This is a genomic window from Microbacterium sp. SORGH_AS_0454 (assembly GCF_031453395.1).
Taxonomy (GTDB): domain Bacteria; phylum Actinomycetota; class Actinomycetes; order Actinomycetales; family Microbacteriaceae; genus Microbacterium.
The window spans coordinates 1582001-1602048 of sequence record NZ_JAVIYS010000001.1 but is presented as its reverse complement, the minus strand read 5'-3'; the positions used below and the strand labels follow the sequence as shown (position 1 = coordinate 1602048).

Annotated in this window: 18 protein-coding genes; 6 read left to right on the top strand and 12 right to left on the bottom strand. The window is 71.6% G+C overall.

Annotated features, from left to right (window positions below; all coding sequences use genetic code 11):
• Positions 1-10: 10 nt before the first annotated feature.
• The 3 genes from QE454_RS07415 to QE454_RS07405 all read right to left on the bottom strand — a co-directional run bounded on the left by QE454_RS07415 (position 11) and on the right by QE454_RS07405 (position 2132).
• Positions 11-844: an ADP/ATP-dependent (S)-NAD(P)H-hydrate dehydratase gene (locus QE454_RS07415; RefSeq protein WP_210072581.1), complete on the bottom strand. Its 834-nt coding sequence runs from the start codon at positions 842-844 to the stop codon at positions 11-13.
• A complete protein-coding gene (locus tag QE454_RS07410) occupies positions 828-1553 on the bottom strand; it encodes a histidine phosphatase family protein (protein WP_210072582.1) in 726 nt (241 codons plus the stop codon). The genes QE454_RS07415 and QE454_RS07410 overlap by 17 nt, the downstream gene beginning before the upstream one ends.
• A gap of 66 nt (positions 1554-1619) precedes the next feature.
• Positions 1620-2132, bottom strand: coding sequence for a GNAT family N-acetyltransferase (locus tag QE454_RS07405; protein ID WP_307456481.1), 513 nt, complete (start codon positions 2130-2132; stop codon positions 1620-1622).
• A 94-nt stretch (positions 2133-2226) separates the two neighbouring features.
• Between QE454_RS07405 and QE454_RS07400 the strand changes: the two genes are divergently transcribed.
• Positions 2227-2391 carry a CopG family transcriptional regulator gene (locus QE454_RS07400; protein ID WP_307456483.1) on the top strand — a complete coding sequence of 55 codons (165 nt, stop codon included), beginning with the start codon at positions 2227-2229 and terminating at the stop codon, positions 2389-2391.
• Positions 2388-3089 carry a hypothetical protein gene (locus QE454_RS07395; protein WP_210072584.1) on the top strand — a complete coding sequence of 234 codons (702 nt, stop codon included), beginning with the start codon at positions 2388-2390 and terminating at the stop codon, positions 3087-3089. The genes QE454_RS07400 and QE454_RS07395 overlap by 4 nt, the downstream gene beginning before the upstream one ends.
• Here the strand turns inward: QE454_RS07395 and QE454_RS07390 are convergent.
• The 9 genes from QE454_RS07390 to QE454_RS07350 are packed head-to-tail and all read right to left on the bottom strand — an operon-like array spanning position 3055 to position 14495.
• On the bottom strand, positions 3055-4536 hold the full coding sequence (locus tag QE454_RS07390) for an MFS transporter (RefSeq protein ID WP_210072585.1): 1482 nt from the start codon (positions 4534-4536) through the stop codon (positions 3055-3057). The genes QE454_RS07395 and QE454_RS07390 overlap by 35 nt on opposite strands.
• Positions 4533-5657, bottom strand: a complete 1125-nt coding sequence (locus tag QE454_RS07385) for an LLM class flavin-dependent oxidoreductase (RefSeq protein ID WP_307456487.1) — start codon at positions 5655-5657, stop codon at positions 4533-4535. Before QE454_RS07385 ends, QE454_RS07390 begins: the two co-directional genes overlap by 4 nt.
• The gene (locus tag QE454_RS07380) at positions 5654-6523 is read right to left on the bottom strand and encodes a DUF1684 domain-containing protein (RefSeq protein ID WP_210072586.1); all 870 of its coding nucleotides are present in this window, start codon (positions 6521-6523) and stop codon (positions 5654-5656) included. The genes QE454_RS07385 and QE454_RS07380 overlap by 4 nt, the downstream gene beginning before the upstream one ends.
• Positions 6524-6537: 14 nt before the next feature.
• Positions 6538-7896 (bottom strand): NtaA/DmoA family FMN-dependent monooxygenase, encoded by a 1359-nt coding sequence (locus QE454_RS07375; protein ID WP_210072587.1) that lies wholly within the window; start codon positions 7894-7896, stop codon positions 6538-6540.
• Between the two features lie 14 nt (positions 7897-7910).
• Positions 7911-9113, bottom strand: coding sequence for an LLM class flavin-dependent oxidoreductase (locus tag QE454_RS07370; RefSeq protein WP_210072588.1), 1203 nt, complete (start codon positions 9111-9113; stop codon positions 7911-7913).
• A gap of 30 nt (positions 9114-9143) precedes the next feature.
• On the bottom strand, positions 9144-10760 hold the full coding sequence (locus QE454_RS07365; protein ID WP_210072589.1) for an ABC transporter substrate-binding protein: 1617 nt from the start codon (positions 10758-10760) through the stop codon (positions 9144-9146).
• A complete protein-coding gene (locus QE454_RS07360; protein WP_210072590.1) occupies positions 10757-12517 on the bottom strand; it encodes an ABC transporter ATP-binding protein in 1761 nt (586 codons plus the stop codon). Before QE454_RS07360 ends, QE454_RS07365 begins: the two co-directional genes overlap by 4 nt.
• Entirely contained in the window at positions 12514-13461 is a 948-nt protein-coding gene (locus QE454_RS07355) for an ABC transporter permease (RefSeq protein WP_307456493.1), read from the bottom strand. Before QE454_RS07355 ends, QE454_RS07360 begins: the two co-directional genes overlap by 4 nt.
• Positions 13461-14495, bottom strand: coding sequence for an ABC transporter permease (locus QE454_RS07350; RefSeq protein WP_210072592.1), 1035 nt, complete (start codon positions 14493-14495; stop codon positions 13461-13463). The genes QE454_RS07355 and QE454_RS07350 overlap by 1 nt, the downstream gene beginning before the upstream one ends.
• A gap of 203 nt (positions 14496-14698) precedes the next feature.
• Between QE454_RS07350 and QE454_RS07345 the strand changes: the two genes are divergently transcribed.
• From QE454_RS07345 to QE454_RS07330, 4 genes are all read left to right on the top strand, one after another.
• Positions 14699-15415: a GNAT family N-acetyltransferase gene (locus tag QE454_RS07345; protein ID WP_210072593.1), complete on the top strand. Its 717-nt coding sequence runs from the start codon at positions 14699-14701 to the stop codon at positions 15413-15415.
• Between the two features lie 236 nt (positions 15416-15651).
• Positions 15652-17598, top strand: coding sequence for a beta-glucoside-specific PTS transporter subunit IIABC (locus tag QE454_RS07340; RefSeq protein WP_210072594.1), 1947 nt, complete (start codon positions 15652-15654; stop codon positions 17596-17598).
• Complete coding sequence (locus QE454_RS07335; protein ID WP_210072595.1) at positions 17598-19037, top strand: glycoside hydrolase family 1 protein; 1440 nt, start codon at positions 17598-17600, stop codon at positions 19035-19037. Before QE454_RS07340 ends, QE454_RS07335 begins: the two co-directional genes overlap by 1 nt.
• Before the next feature lie 81 nt (positions 19038-19118).
• On the top strand, positions 19119-19970 hold the full coding sequence (locus QE454_RS07330) for a PRD domain-containing protein (protein ID WP_307456501.1): 852 nt from the start codon (positions 19119-19121) through the stop codon (positions 19968-19970).
• The last annotated feature ends 78 nt before the right edge of the window (positions 19971-20048 follow it).

The window sequence follows — 20048 nt, the reverse complement described above, 5'->3', positions numbered from 1 at the left end:
GTTGACACGCTCAGCTGTCGTGGACGACGGCCGTGAGCTCGGGGAGGAGGTCGCGCGCGAGGAAGCCGATCCCGAGGCGTTCGGTGAGCCTGTCGCCCGCCCGCGCATGCGTCCATCCGCCCCAGACCGCCGCGCGCTCCGCCTCGAGGCCGAGCGCGGCGAAGCCCGTGATAGCGCCCGACAGGACGTCGCCGCTGCCCGCGGTCCCCAGCCCCGAGCCCCCGGGCTCGGCCCGCCACGCGCGTCCGTCGGGGGCGGCGACCGCGCCGAAGCAGTGCACCACCGCCGAGAACCGCTGCGCGATTTCGCGCACGTCGGCGACGCGGTCCTCCCCGAGGTCGCGGCCGAGCAGCAGGGCCGCCTCCTCCTCATTGGCGTTGATGAGCAGGTCGTCGGGGAGCAGGCCGCGGTCGACATCGGGAAGGATGCCGAGCGCGAAGGCATCCAGGACCAGCCTGTCGACCTCCGCGTCGGCGACGGCGAGCAGCGCCGCGCGCGTGGCATCCGGATCGTCGAAGCCGGGTCCGAGCAGCACCGCGTCAGCCGACGCGACGGCAGAGAGCAGGTCGTCGTCGAGGGGCTGCGATCCCGCCGGGAGGACGTAGACGCCGGCCTCGGGCATCGCCGGTCCCAGCGGCGGGGCGATCGCGGCGGGCACCGCGAAACCGACCCGACCTGCTCCCACCCGCAGGGCAGCCTCGGCGGACAACAGGACCCCACCCGGGGAGCGGGGGGAACCGCCCACGACGATCACCTGTCCGCGCGACTTCTTCGAGCCGCCCGGGTCGGGCAGTCCCCACTCGCGCAGCAGCGACAGCGTGACGTCCTCAACGCGGGGCGACATCGTCTTCTCCCGAGTGGACGGTGATGTCGGCGCCCTCGACGGCCAGGTGCTCGACCGACGAGAACGTCGTCAGCTCCCACCCGGTGTCACCGCGCACGAGCTCGGTCACCGAGGCGTTGCGCACGGTGTTCTCGGCCGCGAAGGCGAGCAGCTCGGCCTCGTCGAGGGGGAGCAGGATGGCGAGGATCAGCATGACCACGGCGTCGTGCGCGACGAGCAGCACCGTGTCGGCCGGCCGATCCAGATTCTCGCCGAGGAACGACCGCAGGCGCAGGGCGACGTCGGCCCACGATTCCCCGCCGGGCGGCCGGTGGTAGAACTTACCGAGGTGGCGCCGCCGCGCGGCCTCCTCGGGATGGAACTCGCGCACGCCGCGCGCCGTCAAGAGATCCAGGATGCCGAGCTCGCGGTCGCGGAGCCTCTCGTCGACGCGTGTCCGGCCGGTGAGTGCCGCCTCGTCGACCGCGAGGGCGAGCGTCTGCCGCGCGCGCAGGTAGGGCGAGACCCAGTACTCGTCGATCGACGATCCCTCCTGCTCCCACCAGGAGCGGAGCGCGCGGGCCTGCTCCTCCCCCGTCGGCGACAGGGGGACGTCGGCGTCGCGCGTATCGAGGTCGATCGTCGGGGAACCCTCGCGCTCCGCTCGCGAGGCGGCGACGTTCCCCTCGCTTTCACCGTGACGGACGAGCCAGAGCCGGGTGACTGCCATGGCGTGACCGTACGTCGGCGGCTCGGGACCGCGCACGGGCGTTGACAGGGCGGATGCCGCTGCTGCTTAGACGGAGACCCCGGGCAGCGGCTTCGCGAAGCACCGCGACGCGGGGAAGCGCACGTACGGCGGGAACACGTCGATGACGCGGTAGCCGATCCGCTCGTACAGGGCGATGGCCTCGGGCTGGCGGTCGCCGGTCTGCAGGATGAGCCGCGACGCGCCGCGCGCGAGGGCGAGACGTTCGAGCTCCGCCATGAGCGCGCGGCTCGCGCCCTGTCCGCGGGCGCGTCGATCGACGAAGACCCGCTTGACCTCCAGTTCCTCGCCGAGGGCACGAAGCGCCGCGTGGCCGACCGGCTCGCCCACGGCATCCACAACGAGGATGACGTCGACGATCGTCGCCGGATCGACGGCGAAGTCCTCGGCCAGAACGGCCTGCGTCTCTTCGTCGAAGGCCGCGAACACCTCGGCGTAGCGGGGGCCGATCTCGTCGTCCATGGCCGCGCGCAGCGCGACGGCGCGCTCGTCGCGCCAGTCGACGCGCTCGATGGTCCAGGTCGGATGCCCCGTCGTCATGCCGTCAGTATCGCCCAGTGTCCCGCCTCGCCCCGGGCCGCGGAAACTCCCGGTAACACTTGCCGCTCCGGTGTGAGATTGCTAATTTGCTAGCATGCAAGAAAGCGGCGGCTCCCCGAAGGCTCAGTTCAACGTGTACCTCCCGGCGGAGCTGGTGCGTCGCATAAAGCACCGGGCGATCGATGAGGGCACCTCGCTGTCCGCCCTGGTCGAGAAGGCCATGACCGAGTACCTGCGCCGCACGGAGGGCGAGCGATGACGACAGTCCAGGCGATCCACTACACACACCGCACCCTCGAGTGGCAGCGACTCGCTGTTGATCTCGGACTCGTCCCCGCCTCCACTCCCACGCCGGAGTGGGCCGAGTTCGCCGGTGGCGGCATCCTGGCCATCCACCGTGTCGACGGCGCGTCGACGCACGCGGGCAGAACCGACCTCCACGTCCTCGTCGAGGATCTCGATGCCGTCGAGCGCACGCTGCGGGCGACGGGCGCCACAGTCTCACGCGACGAGCTCGCGGGTGTCGGGGCCGTCGTCACCGCGCGAGCGAGCACCGGTGTCACCATCAGCGCCTCCCGCGGGATGCAGCGCGCGCACGGGGATCTGCGCGTCCTACCGATCTGGTCGCAGAGCGACGTCGATGAAGCGACCGGCGTCCTCACCGCACTCGGCCTGAAGGAACGGCTCCGCTCCGATTCCGGAACCTGGGTCGACTTCCAGGCCGACGCCGGAGGGCTCGCCGCGTTCCACGCCGGGGCGGACGCGGGCGTGACGCTCTCGTTCGAGTACGCGGGCGACCTGGATACCCTCGCTGCGCAGCTAGCCGAAGCCGGCCATGAGACCTCCGTCGTCGACGAGGCCTATAACCGCACCCTCTTGGTCCGTACGCCCGACGGGGGGACGCTCTGGATCAACGGCCTCATCACCGACCTGTACGGCTACCGACGCGCGGACTGACGCGGGGTTCACCACGACGCGGCCGGGCGCGACGCGCCTCGCCGGAGGATCGATGAAGGGCCGGACTCAGAGCTACCACGAGAGCGACGAGCACCGCTCCCGCGGATATCCCCACGGCGACCCGGAGAGACGACGTGGATGGAGCCGCAGCCACACCCAGCAGCACCCCCGTCGCGAGCGCGACGAAGAACGTGGCCGACAGCCGCTGCGTGAGCTGGAGGAAGGATGCCGCGACCCCGTGCAGCGTGGACGGCGCGAACCCGAGGGTGATGGCACGGAGCGCGGGTTCGATCAGGCCGCCCGCCAGCCCCATCGCCGTTTGGAGGACGATCACCGCCGCGAACAGGGACCACGAGTCCCACACGAGGGTCGCGCCGACGAGCAGCACGAGGCAGACCAGCTCGACGGCGAGACCACCGTTGACGGCCGCCGACCCGAGTCGCGCGTAGATCGCCGCGCTCGCGCGCGACGTGAGCAGGCGAGCGAGGGAGCCGGGGATGAGCCCGGCCGCGATCACGAGCGCCGGGAGGCTGTGCACCTGCAGGAAGTAGACGGCGACCACGGTGGACAAAGCGAGAAGACTGCCGAACCACAGCAGGGCGACGACGTTCCCGGCCACGAAACCACCCGAACGCAGCAGCGCGGGGGCGAACAGCGGCAGCCGCCCGCGCCGCGCATACGCGCGCTCCCACAGGACCAGGGCCGCTACCGACAGCAGCACCACGACCGAGACGCCGATCGTGGACGATGCCGGCATCCCGGGATCGATCACCGGCAGCGTGACGAGCACGACGATCGCCCCGAGGAGGACGATCCCCGGCACGTCGAGGCCCGCCGTCAGTCGCGCCGGGCGAGCACGAGGAAGCGAACGCCAGCCGCGCCAGGCGGCGATCGCGGCGAACGGCACGGGAAGAAGGAGCACGAGCCGCCAGCCCAGCTCGGCCGGCAGCAGCCACAGCAGTGCCCCGGCCGACAGCGGCCCGACGATCGCCGCGAACGCACCGACCGCGCTGTACGCGCCGAGGGCGCGCACGCGTGCGGTCCCGTGCGAGGTGTCCTGGATGATGCCGAGCACCTGCGCGCTGATGAACCCCGCGCCCAGGCCTTGTGCGAGACGCCCCGCGACGAGCAGCCAGACCGAGGGGGCCAGGGCGGATGCCACGGCCCCCACCACGAACGCGAGCATTCCGGCTACGAACAGCTCGCGTCGACCGAACGCGTCACCGAGCCGGCCCGCCGGCACCAACCCGAGGCCGAACGTCAGCGAGTATGCCGCGAGGAACCACTGCACGCCCGAGGTGGCGGCATCCAGGGAGGAGGCGACGGTGGGCGCCGTGTAGGCGATCACCGTCGCATCGAGCAGCGTCGCGAAGCCCGCGAGAAGGCAGCACGTCAGCGCCGCCCGGGCGGACTCATCCCTCGCGGTCACCGCCGGGGCGGTCGTCACGACACGGCGCCGACCAGGGTGGCCGTCTCGCGTGCGGGGGCGCCTTGCGACCCCGCCGACCACGAACCGGCCGGGTCGGCATCCGTCCACAGCGTCGTCGGCAGCTCGCGGCGGAGCACCGGGATGACCTCGGTCGCGAAGCGCTCGAGGATCTCGAGCTGCGTCTCGAAGGGCACCGTCGTCGGCAGGCTGATCGACTGCAGGTCGTGCCCGAGCCGACCGTGGAAGGTCGCGATCTTGTCGATCACCTGCTGCGGCGTCCCGACGAGCGCGGGTCCCTCCGCGACGGCGTGGTGGATGTCGCGGAACGGCGTGTTGTTGCCGGGGACTTTGGTCGCGGCGACGATCGCCTCGTACACCGGGCCGTACTGCTCGATCGCCTGCTGGCTGGTGTCAGCGAGGAACAGCGCCCCGGCTCCGGCTCCGACATAGGCGTTCCGCGGATCGTGGCCGTGGCGGGCGTACTCGTCGCGGTAGTGGTCGACGAGCACGCCGTAGTTCTGCAGCGGTTGGATCGCATTGGCGCTGAAGAGCGGGTCGCCGTGCCGCGCGGCGAGCGCCGCCGAGAACAGGGTCGTGGCCGAGCCGTGCCACACCCGCGGCGGGCCGTCGAAGGGGCGGGGCAGGGTGGTCGTCGCGTGGAGCGGCCGCGTGAACTCGCTGCCCGGCCAGTCGAGTTCCTCGGTGCGCCACAGGGCTCGCAGGAGCTCGTACTTCTCGGCGAGCAGCTCCCACTGATCGTCGATCTCGAGGCCGAACAGGGGGAACTGGGCGACCTCGTTGCCCTTGCCGATCGTGAGCTCGACGCGGCCGCGCGAGAGCTGATCGATCGTGGCGTAGTCCTCGGCGACCCGCACGGGGTCGAGCACCGAGAGCACCGTGACCCCGGAGTTCAGCCGCACCCGTGAGGTCCGCGCGGCGATCGCACCGAGCACGACGGTGGGCGACGACGACAGGAACCGACCCGCGTGGCGCTCCCCCACGGCCACGGCGTCGAACCCGAGCTCCTCGGCGCGCACCGCCGCCTCGACCGTCTGCGCGAACCGGTCGGCGGGGCTGACCTGCTCCCCGGTGAGGGGGTTGGCGTAGAACGGGATGATGTCGAGCAGCTGGAACTTCACGACGCGGCTCCCGCCGGCTCGATGCCCTGGGCCGTGGCGATGCCGTGCGCCCGAGCGAGGGGCGTCTTCTCCCCCGCCTCGATGCCGACCGGCAGACGGTTCTCGGCCGGCGGCAGCGGGCACGTGGCGAAGTCGGTGTACGCGCAGGGGAGGTTGACGGCACGGTTGAAGTCCACGACCGTCCGGCCCTCGGCATCCGGCTCACCAACCGAGAGCGAGCGGTTCGCGGCGTAGGTGGTGAGCCCGCTGGTGGCATCCGTGAAGAGCACGTTCAACGTGCCGGGGGCGTGGCCGGGGAAGGCGACGAGGCGGAACGTCTCGCCCCGCAGCTCGAACTCGAGGTACCCGGGGGACTCGTACACGTGCGAGAGTCCGTCGACCGCTGCACCCACCTCGTGCGGCCGCGGAGTGGCGTAGCGGACGAACCGCGCCTCGACCCGCCACCGCGGGTTCGGCACATACGTCGGCGTGCCGGCGTAGGAGCCGAGGAAGGGGAAGTCGGGCCGACGAGGGCGGAGGATGTCGCGTCCCCCGCGCCGCGCCACCTCGATCACACCCCCGTCGAACCCGACGGTCACGCCCTCACGCTCGGCGATCGGCCCGAACGCGTGGCGGCCGGTCACCGTGGCATCCCCGATCCGCAGGGACTCGCCCGCGGCCAGCACCACCACGGGGCCCTCGTCGGAGGTGTGCCACCGCCCGGGGATGCCCGGGTACGGCTGCGCCTCCTCGTCGATCCAGTACAAAGCGGCAACCGCGAGGAAGCCGTGCGGATCGGCACGGCGCTCTTCGTGCGTGCGGTGCCAGTCCTCCCAGTCGCGGGCGAACTGCGCGCGGTCCAGCGGGGCCTGCGTCGTGATGCTCATGATCGTCCCGTCGCTCAGAGGGCCGCGGCCAGGGCGGCCTCGGGCAGAGGGAGTCCGAGGTTCTCGCGCAGCGTGGTGCCCTCGTACTCGGTGCGCAGCGACCCGCGTTCCTGCAGCAGCGGGACGACGCGGTCGACGAACTCGTCCAGCCCCGACGGCACGACGTGCGAGCCGAGCACCACGCCGTCGGCGCCACCCTCCTGCACGAACGTGTCGAGCTGGTCGGCGACCTGCTCGGGCGTGCCGATGTAGCCGGGTGCGCGGGCGACCTCGTGCGCGAGGCCGCGGAGCGTGAGGCCCTTCTGCTCGGCGAGCTCACGCCACGTGCGCACGGTCTGGAAACGGTCCTGGAAGATGAACGCGCGACCCTGGATGAAGGCCGGCGCCTCGGGGTCGGGATCGATGTCCGGCACGGGACCGTCGAGGTCGTACGCCGACAGGTCGCGGTTCCACACCTGCTCGAACGTCACCTGGATCGTGCGGTCGCTGAGCTGTTGCTCGAGGATGTGCCGCGCCTTCTCCTCGGCATCCGCCCGGCTGTCGCCCAGGACGAACCCCGCGGACGGCAGGATCTTCACGTGCTCGGGGTCGCGACCGAACCGCGCCGCGCGCTCGCGGATGTCGTCGCGGAACGCCTTACCCTCGGCGAGTCTCGAGTACGGCGAGAAGATCGCGTCGGCGGTGGATGCCGCGAAGTCGCGGCCCTGCGGAGACACCCCGGCCTGCACGATCACCGGGCGGCCCTGGGGGCTGCGCGGCACGGTGAACCGGCCCTCGATGTCGAACTGGCTGCCGTGGTGCGAGAACTCCCCCGCCCGGCCGTCGCGCAGGAAGACCCCGGACTCCTTGTCGGCGGCGATCGCGTCGTCGGCCCACGAGTCCCAGAGCTCACGAACGGTGGCCACGGTCTCCTCGGCGCGCACGTACCGGTCGGCGTGGGCAAGGAAGCCGCCCCGACGGAAATTGGCACCCGTGTACGCGTCGAACGAGGTCACGACGTTCCAGCCCGCGCGACCGCCCGAGAGGTGGTCGAGACTCGCGATCTGCCGCGCCAGCTCGTACGGCTCGTTGAACGTCGCGTTCAGGGTGCCGACGAGCCCGAGGTGCTCGGTGACCGCGGCGATCGCGGCGAGCACCGGGAGGGTGTCGGGGCGACCGGCGATGTCGTGGTCGAAGATACGGCCGTCGCGGGCGCGGAGGGCCAGCCCCTCGGCGAGGAAGAAGTAGTCGAAGCGCCCGCGTTCGGCGGTCTGCGCCACGTGGCGGAAGGTCGAGAAGTCGATCTGGCTCCCGGCATCCGGGTGCTCCCAGGCGGTGTGTTCGTTCACGCCGCCCACGTAGGCGGCGAGGATGATCTGCTTGCGCGTGCTCATGGTGTTTCGTCCTCTCAGGCGGCCGGGGTGGCGTAGCGGCTGGGGAGACCCTCGGGCAGGCCGAGGCGGCCGCGGAGGGTGGTGCGCGGTGCGGACTGCACGAGACCGCGGTGGCGCAGCTCGGGCACGAGGTCGTCGGCGATGCGGGGCAGGTCGTCGGTCGCGACGCCCGGTCGCAGGCGCACCCCGGCGTAACCGGCGGCGACGAGGTCGTCGATGACGTCGGCGACGGTGGATGCCAAGCCGGCGACGATCCGCGCATCCGAGACGAGCGGCCGGCCGAGCGCGTCGAGCCGCGCCAGGCGGTCGGCTCCGCTCTCCCCGCCGGGGGCGTCGAGGAAGACGAGGAGGTCGGCGACGATGCGGAGCGGTTCGCCCTGGCGCTCGACGGCGCGCTCGGCATCCCGCACCGCGTCGACGATCGAGCGGGAGTGTGCGGCATCGGCCGGCGTGACGAACACCACGTCGGCGGATCGCGCGGCGAGGCGGTACGGTCCCTCGGCGTGCGCGAGGGCGGCGACGACCGGCTGCCCCTGCGGCGGGCGCGGGGTGATCGACGGCCCCCGCACCGAGAAGAAGCGGCCCTCGAAGTCGATGCGGTGCACCTTGTCGGCATCCAGGAACCGGTCGGTGGCGGCGTCGCGGATCTCGGCGTCGTCCTCCCAGCTGTCCCAGAGCCGGCGTACGACCTCGACGACGTCGGCGGCTTCGTCGAAGGCCTCGTCGACGAACGCGCGGAAGGCGGGGTCGTCGAGAGCCACGTCGCCCGGGTGCGGCCGACGGCCCACGTGCGCGGCCTCGTCGGCGCGCACCGAGACCTTCACCTGCACGCCCGCGCGCCCCTCGCTGACGTAGTCGAGCGTGGCGATCGCCTTCGACACGTGGAACGGCTCGGTGTGTGTCACCGTCGCGACCGGGATGAGACCGATGCGCGAGACCGCGGGGGCCACGCGCGAGGCGATCAGCACCGCGTCGAGGCGCCCGCGCACCTCGTCGGTGCGTTCGTCACCCGTGAGGAATCGTTCGGACTGCAGGGCGAGCGAGTCCTCGATCGAGACGTAGTCGAGGCCGGCCCGCTCCGCGGTGCGGACGAGGTCGATCCAGTACGCGGCGGTGAACAGGTCGGCGGGGCGTGACGACGGCTCGCGCCAGGCGGCGGGATGCCACCCGGCACCGTCGAGGGCGACGCCGAGGTTCAAGGGGTGCGGGGTGCTCATGGAATGCTCCTTCGTGGGTCGGTGTCGCGGTCAGTCGGTCTTCCACGCGGCCACGAGCGAGTCCAGACGCGAGTCCGCGCCGAGGCTCACACCGTGCACCGCGTCGCGGGTGCCGAGGATCGAGGTGAGCTCGTGCACCGGGATCTGGTACACCTGGCTCGCGATGCGCGCCTGCGCCTCGGCGAGCACCTCGTCGCGGGCGGCGGGGTCGCTGATCGTCAACTGCTTCTGCAGCAGGGCCTCCAGCGTCGGGTCGTCGATGCGGTAGCGCGTCGTGGCCTTCGAGAAGGTGGTGCGCAGCACGTCGCCGTCGGCACGGGAGAGGTTTCCCCACACCAGGTCGAAGTCACCGTTCTTCTGCGCCTCGAGGAAGTCCGGCACCGGTCCGCTCTGCAGCTGGATGTCGACGCCCACGGCCTTGAGCTGCTGCTGGATGAGCTCGAGCGAGGTCTGGTTGGGGCCGAAGTTGGTGATCCACCAGAGCTTCAGCTGCAGCTTCTGACCGTCCTTCTCGCGGATGCCGTCGGCCCCGGACGTCCAGCCGGCGGCGTCGAGCAGCTCGGCGGCGCGGTCGGGGTCGTACCCGAACGACGCGCTCTCGTCGGCATAGCCCGGGGTGGTCGCGGCGAGCGCACTCGTGGCGACGGCGAAGAAGTCGTTCAACGCGGTGTCGCGCACGGTCTCGGCATCGACGGCTGCGGCGATGGCCTGGCGCACGGCGAGGTCGGCGACGATCGGGTGCGACAGGTTGAACGACAGCCCGAACGAGATGCCCGGGTTGCCGCGCCACACCAGCGGGTAGCCGGCCTGTTCGAGGGAGGCGACGTCGTTCGGCTGCACGCTGCCGGCGACGTCGACCTGGTCGGAGGTCAGGCTGCCGGTGCGCACGCTCGCCTCGGGGACGATCTGGAACGTCACGGAGTCCAGCCGCGCGCGGCCGTCGTTGCCGAGGGCCGCGGGGGCCCAGGCGTAGTCCTCACGCGCCGTCAGCACCGTCGAGGTGTCCTTCGTGTAGGTCTTCAGCGTGAAGGGGCCGGTCCCGACGACCGCCTTGCCGTCGGCGCGCTGGTCGTACGGGACGGCGAGGGTGGCGTCGCCGACGATGCCGAGGGCCACCGACGCGGTGGAGTTGGGGAACGCCGCGTTGGGGCTTGAGAAGCGCACGAGCGCGGTGTGGTCGTCGACCACGTCGGTTCCGGCGTAGCCGACGAAGCTGCTGACGGCCTGGCTCAGCGCGCCCGCGGCGACGATGTCGTCGAACGTCGCCTTGACGTTGGCCGCCGTGAAGGGCGTGCCGTCCGAGAAGGTGACGTCGTCGCGCAGCGAGAAGGTGAACTCCGTCGCGTCGGCGTTCGAGGTGTGCGCGGTCGCGAGCCACGGATCGAGGGCGCCCGTCTCGGGGTTCTGGTACAGCAGCGAGTCGACGAGCTGCCGGGTGACGTACAGGGTGTCGTTGCCCGAGCCGGTGCTCGAGGGGTTCAGCGAGATGGGGTCGTTCGCGACCGCGAAGGTGAGATCGCCGCCCTGGACCGGGGTGGCGGATGCCGTGTCGGCACCGGGGGCGGCGGCGGTGTTCGCGCACGCGCTCAGGGCGAGAGCGGCGGTCACGGCGAGGGCCGCCGCGAGAGTGCTGCGTCGGGTGGTCATGGTGCTCCTTGCAGGGACAGGGTCAGGACGGGTTCGGGTGAGGAGAGGGCACGGCCGGGGATGGCATCCAGCAGCGCGCGGGTGTACTCGCTCGACGGGGTGTCGAAGACGCGGTCGGCGTCGCCGAGCTCGACGAGCCGGCCCCGGCGCATCACGCCGACGGTGTGGGCGATCTGCCGCACCACCGCGAGGTCGTGCGAGATGAAGAGGTAGCTGAGGCCCCTCTCGCGCTGGATGTCGGCGAGCAGGGTGAGGATCTGGTGCTGGATCGACACGTCGAGCGCTGAGACGGGCTCGTCGAGCACGAGCAGATCGGGGTCGATCGCGAGGGCGCGGGCGATCGCGACGCGCTGCCGCTGCCCGCCCGACAGATCGGCGGGCCGCCGCCGCAGGGCCGCGGCCGGGAGCGCGACGAGGTCGAGCAGCTCGGCGGCACGGGCCCGTCGCTCGGCGCGGGAGCCGACGCCGAAGGCCCGGAGCGGGTCGGTGACGATCGTCTCGATGCTCCACCGCGGGTTCAGCGCCGCGTACGGGTTCTGCTGCACGAGCTGGACGCGACGGCGGAGGTCGCGCAGCGGTCGGCCGGTGAGACCGGTGACGTCGACGCCGTCGATGCGCACGCGCCCGGCGGTCGGCTCGGTCAGGCGCAGCGCCAGCCGCGCGGTCGTCGTCTTGCCCGACCCCGACTCGCCGACGAGGGCCAGTGTGCGGCCCCGGTCGAGGCGGAAGCTCACGCCGTCGACCGCGCGCTGCACCGCGCGACCGTCGGGGAGCACGAACTCCTTGACCAGGTCGTCGACCTCGAGCACGGGGGATGCCGTCTCCGTCGACCGCGACGGTGCCGCCGTCGCGCGGGACGAGGTGGACCCCGGGACCCGGTCCTCGGTGGAGGGCGGGGTCTCGGCATCCGTCACCAGGCCCCCGCGGAGCGCGGGACCGGTGCCCGGGGCAACGGCATCCCGCGCCCTGTCGACGTTCAGGCTGGGAGCTGCCGCGATCAGCCGGCGCGTGTACGGATGCCGGGGAGAGTCGAGCACCTCGGCCGGTGTGCCCTGCTCGACGATGCGGCCGTCGGTCATGACGACGATGCGGTCGGCGCGATCGGCGGCGACGCCGAGGTCGTGCGTGATGAGCAGCAGGCTCGACCCGCGCTCGCGCTTGAGGGCGTCGAGATGGTCGAGGATCTGCCGTTGCACCGTGACGTCGAGGGCACTCGTGGGCTCGTCGGCGATGAGGAGCGCGGGGTCGCCGACGAGGGCGATCGCGATGAGCACGCGCTGACGCATCCCGCCCGACAGCTCATGGGGGTACTGGCGAGCCCGGACGGCGGCGTCGGGAAGCCCGGCGCGCTCGAGGGCCTCGACCGCGCGGACCGCCGCCGTGCGCCGGTCGGCGAGGCCGTGCACGCGCAGAACCTCGGCGACCTGATCGCCGATGCGCACGACCGGATTGAGGCTGACCGTCGGGTCTTGCGGGACGAAGCCGATCCGGCGACCGCGTACGGCTCGGAGTTCGCGGTCGGATACCGCGACGAGATCGCGACCCTCGAAGTGCGCCGCTCCCGCGCTGACCCGCGCCGCGGCGGGCAGCAGCCGGACGATCGCGTGCACGGTCGTGGACTTGCCCGAGCCGGACTCTCCCACGATCGCGACCGTCTCACCCGCGGCGATGGACAGGCTGACCTCGCGCACCGCCTGGATGTCGCCGCGGGGTGTGCGGTAGGCGACGGCGAGGCCGTCGATGTCGAGGAGGCTCATCGGCGTGCCCGCCCTTCGCTGTCGAGGCCCCGCGAGAGGCGATTTGCGGCCAGCACCGTGACGGCGATGACGAGACCGGGCAGCGCCGTCAGCCACCAGGCGGTGCGGAGGTAGTCGCGACCGCCCGAGACGAGCGCGCCCCACTCCGGCGCTGGGGGCGGTGCGCCGTAGCCGAGGAAGCTCAAGGCCGAGACGGCGAGGATCGCCGTGCCGAACTCCAGCACCGCCAGCACGACGACGGGTGCGATGGAGTTGGGCAGCACGTGGCGCAGCAGCACCGCGATCCAGCCGTTGCCCGAGGCGCGGGCGGCTTCGACGTACGGCGCCGTGCGCACGCGCAACACCTCGGATCGCAGCACGCGCGCCACCGAGGCCACGCTCGCGATGCCCACCGCGATCGCGACGTTGACGGTGCCGAACCCGAGCGCCGTGATGATCGCGAGCGAGAGCAGGAGGCCGGGAATCGCGAGCAGCACGTCGGCGACGCGCATGAGCACGGCATCCGTCCGCCCACCGACGAAGCCGCTGACGAGCCCGATCAGCGAGCCGACGACCACGCCCACGGCGACGGCGATGGCCGCCGCCGACACGGTGAGGGCCGTGCCGTGCACGACGCGCGTGTAGAGATCGCGTCCGAGCTGGTCGGTGCCGAACAGGTGCGCTAGCGACGGCGCCTGCAGATTGTCGGCGGGGGTGCCGCCGAGCGGGTCGCCGGGGGCGAGCAGCGCCGGCCACAGGGCCGCGATCACGACGACCGCCAGCCACAGGATCGACGCGGCGACCAGGGGTCGGCGCAACGCGGCGGGGATTCGACGATTCGGGGATGCCGTGGACCCGGAGCCGCGGGCGACGACGGCGTCGTCGAAGCGGTCGACCGCGGTGGCGGCGAACGCGTCGGAGGACTGCTCCCGACGGTCGGGGACGAGGGCGACGGTCTCGGACATCACAGGACCGCCGTCTCGAGGGGCGCGGGGGCCGTGGCATCCGCGGGGCGACGCCGCACCCGCCGCGGTGACGCGCTGCTCAGCACGATGCGGGGGTCCAGCAGCGGGTAGAGCAGGTCGACCGCGAGGGTGGTCAGGACGAAGACGGCGGCGGCGAACAGCACGATGCCCTGTACGACCGGCACATCCTGCTGCTGCACCGCGAGGGCGGTCACGCGCCCGATGCCGGGACGGGAGAACACCGTCTCGGTCACCACCGTGCCCGAGAGCAGTTGGCCCACGACGAGGCCCGTCACGGTGAGGGCGGGCAGGGCGGCGTTGCGCAGCGCGTGACGCAGGTGCACACGCACACGGCCCGCGCCCTTGGCCCAGGCGGTGTCGATGTACGGCTCGCCGAGCGTGGTCGTCAGGCTCTTCGAGAGCAACTGGGCGATGGCCGCGCTCGTGGGGACGGCGAGGGTGATCGCGGGCAGCACGAGCGCGGTGAATCCCTTGTCGCCCATCGCGGGGAAGAGCGGGATCTGGAACGAGAACCACTGGATCAGCACCAACCCGAGCCAGAACGAGGGCACGGCCACGCCCAACGGCGGGAGGGCGAGCAGGAACGTCGACAGACGGCGCGAGCGCGTGAGCGTCGCCGCGATCGCGATTCCGGCGCCGAGCAGCACGGCGACGATGAGCGCCAGGCCCGCGAGCTGCGCCGTCGGGGGGATGGCCTCGCCGATGACCTCGACCACCGGACGCCCGGTCGAGATCGAGGCACCGAGATCGCCCGACAGGATGCCGCGCAGGTGCAGCAGGTACTGCACCCACAGCGGCTGGTCGAGGCCGTAGCGCTGGCGGAGTGCATCGAGCTGCTCCGGCGAGATGTCGGTCGCATCTCCTCCGGCGAGCAGTGCCACGGGGTCGCTCGGCAGGGCGTACAGCACGAGGAACGACAGCGTGTACGCCGCCCACAGCACGAGCAGCGCTTGGGCGAGGCGGGTGGCGACGTACCTCGCGAGCACGCCGCGGGCCGGGGAGAGGGCGCTCATGCGGGGTCCTTTCGTCGTTCGGGAGGGGATCGGCGCGATGCCGTCCACCGAGGATGCGACCGGCACGCGACCGGATGCGAGCGGCCTGAAACGCGATGTCGTGGATCGTCATCGACCGACGTCCGCCTTCATGCGCCGTCACAAAGCGGCGTCTGGAGGCCGGAACGTTTGCTCGCGCGCGCGAACCGGCGCAGAGTGGCCCGGTGACCTCCCCCGCGACCCTCGACATCCCGCACGCCGACGCCACCGTCCTCGACAACGCCGCCTGGCACTCACTCGCCGGACCACACGCGTCGTTCGCGATCGGTGGCGACCTCGTGCGGCGGTACCCGGCGGACGTCGCCCCGTTCGTCGCGGTGCGCACATGGGACGACCCCGGGGTGTGGGACGCCCTTCGCGACCTCGTCGGGCCCGGCGCCGAGGTCGGCCTGTCGGGTTACGACGGCGAGATCCCGGCGGGATGGGAGTACGTCGGCGGGGGCGAGGGCGTGCAGCTCGTCGAGACTCCGGCGCTGCAGACGCGACCTGACGACGAGGCGATCGAACTGGATGCCGATGACGCGGCCGACATGATCGCGATCGTCGAGCGCAATCAGCCCGGCCCGTTCCGGCCTCGCACCTACGAGCTCGGCCGGTACATCGGCATCCGTCGACAGGGTCGACTCGTCGCCATGGCCGGCGAGCGCCTGCACCCGACCGGCTGGACCGAGATCAGCGCCGTCGCGGTGGATGCCGACCACCGACGCCAGGGCCTGGCCTCACGCCTCGTGCTCGACGTCGCCTTCCACATCCAGCAGCGCGGTGACCGGGCTCTGCTGCACGCGGCGGCGGCGAACGTCAACGCGATCTCGGCGTACGAGAAGCTGGGCTTCGCGCTGCGACGCCGCAACCGTTTCGCGGCGGTGCGCACGCCGGCGTGACGCACGGCGGCACGAGCGTGTCGTGCCACAGCTGGCTCCCGGCGAGTTCGGCAGTGGACACGGTCGACCTGTGCGGTGTAATCTCGCCGCAGCATCTTCGTGATGCGAGCACTGGTATGTAACTCGTTTCGAGCGAGGCAAGGCCTGAGCTTCGACCAACACCGTTGGTCAGAGTTCGGGCCTTTTTTGTTGCCTTTTTTCCGCGAGTTCGATGACGAACGACAAGGAGTACGGTCATGGCCACCGTCAACTACTCGACCCTGGCGGGCGACGTCCTCTCCGCCGTGGGCGGCGAAGACAACGTCGCGGGAGTCGTGCACTGCGCGACCCGCCTGCGCTTCACCCTGCGCGACCGCGCCCGCGCCGACAAGGATGCCGTCACCGCCCTCCCGGGCGTGATCACCGTCGTCGAGAACGGCGGGCAGTTCCAGGTCGTCGTGGGCAACAACGTCTCCAAGGTGTACGCGGGCCTTCCCGCCTCGCTCACCGAGGGGGACCGCACCCCCGCCGCGGACGGGGGCGGGCAGAAAGTCGGCATCCTCTCGCGGGTGATCGACGTCGTCTCGGCGATCTTCGCGCCGATCCTCGGCGTGCTGGCGGCGACGGGCATCCTCAAGGGCCTGCTCATCATCCTCTCGACCGCGGGCGTGCTGCCCGCGACGTCGACGACGTACCAGGTGCTGTTCGCCACCGCCGACGCGTTCTTCGCGTTCCTGCCGATGCTGCTCGCCGTCACCACGGCCCGCAAGTTCGGCGCGAACGTCTTCACCGCGATGGCCGTCGCGGGCGCCCTCATCTACACGAACCTCGTCAACGTCACCTGGGTCGTCGACGGCGAGCGCGTGCCGATGACCATGCTGGAGTACCTGCGCGCCGGCAACCCGGTCGACTTCCTCGGCATCCCGGTGCTGCTGCAGACCTACACCTCGTCGGTCGTGCCCATCATCCTGGCCGTCTGGCTGCTGTCGTACGTCGAGCGCCTCGCCAACCGCTTCATCCACGAGGCGGTGCGCAGCTTCATCACGCCGCTCATCAGCCTCGTGATCGTCGTCCCCGTGACCCTTCTCACCATCGGCCCCGCCGGCACCTGGGTCAGCGCCCTCATGGCCGACCTCATGACCGGTGCCTACCAGTTCTCGCCGATCGTGCTCGGCATCCTGATGGGTGGCCTGTGGCAGGTGCTCGTGATCTTCGGCGTGCACTGGGGCATCGTGCCGCTGTTCATCAACAACATCGCCAACACCGGCTTCGACTACATGAAGTCCGCCGCCTTCCCGGCCGTGCTCGCCCAGGCCGGTGCCGCCCTCGGCGTGACGCTGCGCCTGCGCGAGAAGAAGACCAAGGCCCTCGGCTTCTCGGCGACGCTCGCCGCCGTGTTCGGCGTGACCGAGCCGGCGATCTACGGCATCACCCTTCCCCGCAAGCGCGCGTTCCTCGTCGCCGGCATCTCGGGTGCCATCGGCGGCGCGATCGTGGGCGCGGGCGGCGTCAAGGTGTTCTCGACCGGGGCACCCGGACTGCTGACCCTGCCGATCGGCATCGATCCCTCGGGCGACCCGACGAACTTCCTCTGGCTCATCGTCGGCACGATCGTGGCCTTCGTGCTGTCGGCCATCGGCACCTACTTCTTCGGGTTCAGCCGCGCCGACCTGGCGAAGGACCGCGCCGCCGCCGCGGCCGAACGCGCCCCCGCCGAGGCGGCACCCGCTGGTGCGTCGCCCGCCGACGCGTCGCTCACCGTCCTCTCCCCCGCGCGCGGCGAGATCGTCGCCCTCGCGGAGGTGCCCGACAAGGCGTTCGCCTCGGGCGCGATGGGGCAGGGCTTCGCCGTGCGACCCGCCGACGGCACCTTCGTCTCGCCCGCGGCCGGCGAGATCGTCGTGGCGCAGGGCCACGCGTACGGCATCAAGACGGCCGACGGCGCCGAGCTGCTCGTGCACATCGGCATCGACACGGTGAGCCTTGACGGCGCTCCGTTCACCCCGCGCGTCGCGGTCGGCGACACCGTGGCGGCCGGGGCACCCCTGGTCGACGTCGATCTCGCGGCGATCCGCGCGGCGGGACTGGATGCCATCACGCCCGTCGTCGTGATCAACAGCACCGACTTCGGCGCTTTCGAGGTGCCCGGTCTGGGCGCCGCCGCCGCGGGCGCTCCCGCCCTCGTCGCGACCAAGGAGAACTGATGCAGTACCGCGAACTCCCCGACTTCCCCGCCGACTTCTTCTGGGGCGGATCGACCTCGGCCTACCAGGTGGAAGGGGCCATCGACGAGGACGGCAAGGGCCCCTCGGTCATCGACGCGAACAACGTCGGCCGGGCCGACCGTACGGCCTACGCCGTCGCGAGCGACCATTACCACCGCTACGCCGAGGACATCGCGCTCATGGCCGAGATCGGCTTCCGGGCGTACCGCTTCTCGATCGCCTGGACGCGGATCATCCCCGACGGCGACGGCGAGATCAACCCGCTCGGCGTCGCGCACTACCACGCGGTGATCGACGAGCTGCTGGCCCGGGGCATCGAGCCGATCGTGACGATGTACCACTTCGACCTTCCGCAGGCGCTCGCGGAGAAGGGCGGGTGGTCGAACCGGGCGACCGCCGACGCGTTCGTGCGCTACGCAGAGGTGCTCTACCGCGAGTACGGCGACAAGGTGCGCTGGTGGCTCACGATCAACGAGCAGAACATGATGATCCTGCACGGCACCGCCCTCGGGGTGAGCACGGGCGACGCCGCCGACGCGAAGCGCGATCTGTACCAGCAGAACCACCACATGTTCCTCGCCCAGTCCCGGGCGATGGCGCTGTGCCACCGGATGCTGCCCGAGGCGAAGATCGGACCGGCCCCCAACATCGCCTACGTCTACCCGGCCTCCAGCAAGCCGGACGACGTCGTCGCCGCCGACGACTGGAACGCGGTGCGCAACTGGCTCTACACCGATCTCGCCGTGCACGGCCGGTACAACTCGCTCGCCTGGGCGTACCTGGTCGAGCGCGGGTGGCAGCCGACGATCGAGCCGGGCGACCTGGAGGATCTGGCATCCGCTCGCCCTGACTTCGTGGCGTTCAACTACTACGCGACCCAGACCGTCGCGGCATCCACGGGCACGTCGGCGGACCTTGCCGCTCGCCCCGGGGATCAGCAGATGGTCCGCGGCGAGGTGGGGCTGTACCGCGCCACGCAGAACCCGAACCTGCCGACCAACGCGTTCGGGTGGGAGATCGACCCGGTCGGCTTCCGGACGACCTTCCGCGCCCTCTGGGATCGCTACCGCCTGCCCCTGCTGGTGACGGAGAACGGCCTCGGCGCGTTCGACACCCCCGAGGAGGACGGCTCGATCCAGGACGACTACCGCATCGACTACCTGCAGCGGCACCTCGAGCAGATGCGTCTGGCGATCGCGGACGGCGTCGAGGTGTTGGGGTACTGCCCCTGGTCGGCGATCGACCTCGTCTCCACCCACCAAGGCGCCGCGAAGCGCTACGGCTTCATCTACGTCGACCGCGGCGACGACGACCTGCGAACGCTCGCGCGCACGCGGAAGAAGTCGTCGTACTGGTACGCCGACGTCATCGCCACGCGCGGTCGCGCGCTCGAGCCGGCAACCACCGCCGAAGCATGACAATGGGGGTGGGGTCCCACCGACCCCACCCCCATCGCGTCACCCGCCCCGCGGCTCGCCGCGGCATCCAAGGAAGATGCAATGGAGATCATCCGGGTTCTGAACAACAACGCCGCCATCGTGCGCGGCGACGACGACGTCGAGATCGTCGTCCTCGGCAAGGGCATCGCCCATGGGAGGAAGCGCGGGGAGCGCCTCGACGACGCCACCGTCATCGATCAGGTCTTCCGGCCCGACTCCCGGCATCCGGTCGAGCGGATCGCCGCCTACCTGTCGGACATCCCCCTCGACGTCGTGCGGTGCGCCGCCCTCGTCGCCGAGCGCGCCCACGACCGGTTGGGGATCCGCGTGTCACAGGCGCTCATCCTCCCCCTCGCCGATCACCTGGCATTCGCCATCGATCGGGTGCGCCAGGGCATCGAGATGGACTACCCCCTGCGCTGGGAGGTGTCGCAGCTGTACCCCCGCGAGGTGGCGGTCGGGCGCGAGGCGGTGGATCTCGCCGCCGCGCGCCTGGGCGTCGTGCTCCCAGCCGACGAAGCGATCTCGTTCGCGCTGCACTTCGTCAACGCCGCGTTCGCGTCGGAGGGCATGGCCCCCACCATCCACATGACCGAGCGCATCGGCCGGGTGCTGGAGGTGGTGTCGCAGTCGATGGGGGTGACCCTGGATGCCGAGTCGATGAACGTCGCGCGCTTCGTCACGCACCTGCGCTACCTCTTCGTGCGTCTGGACGCCGACGCCCTGTTCGACGATCCTTCCGCCGAGCTGCTCAGCGGCATCCGCGCCTCGCATCCCGCCGCGTACGCCTGCGCGCAGCGCGTCCGCTACCTGCTCGAGATGGGCGGGGCGCGCCTCACCGAGGACGAGGTGCTCTACCTGGCACTGCACGTGGCGCGCGTCACCACGCGCGCCGAGACGCGCACCGAGTGAGAGGCGCTCTGCGCGGCACCACGGCGCGCGCGGGAGCGAAGCCGGCACACCGACGAACGCGGTCGGGTGCCGGCGGAT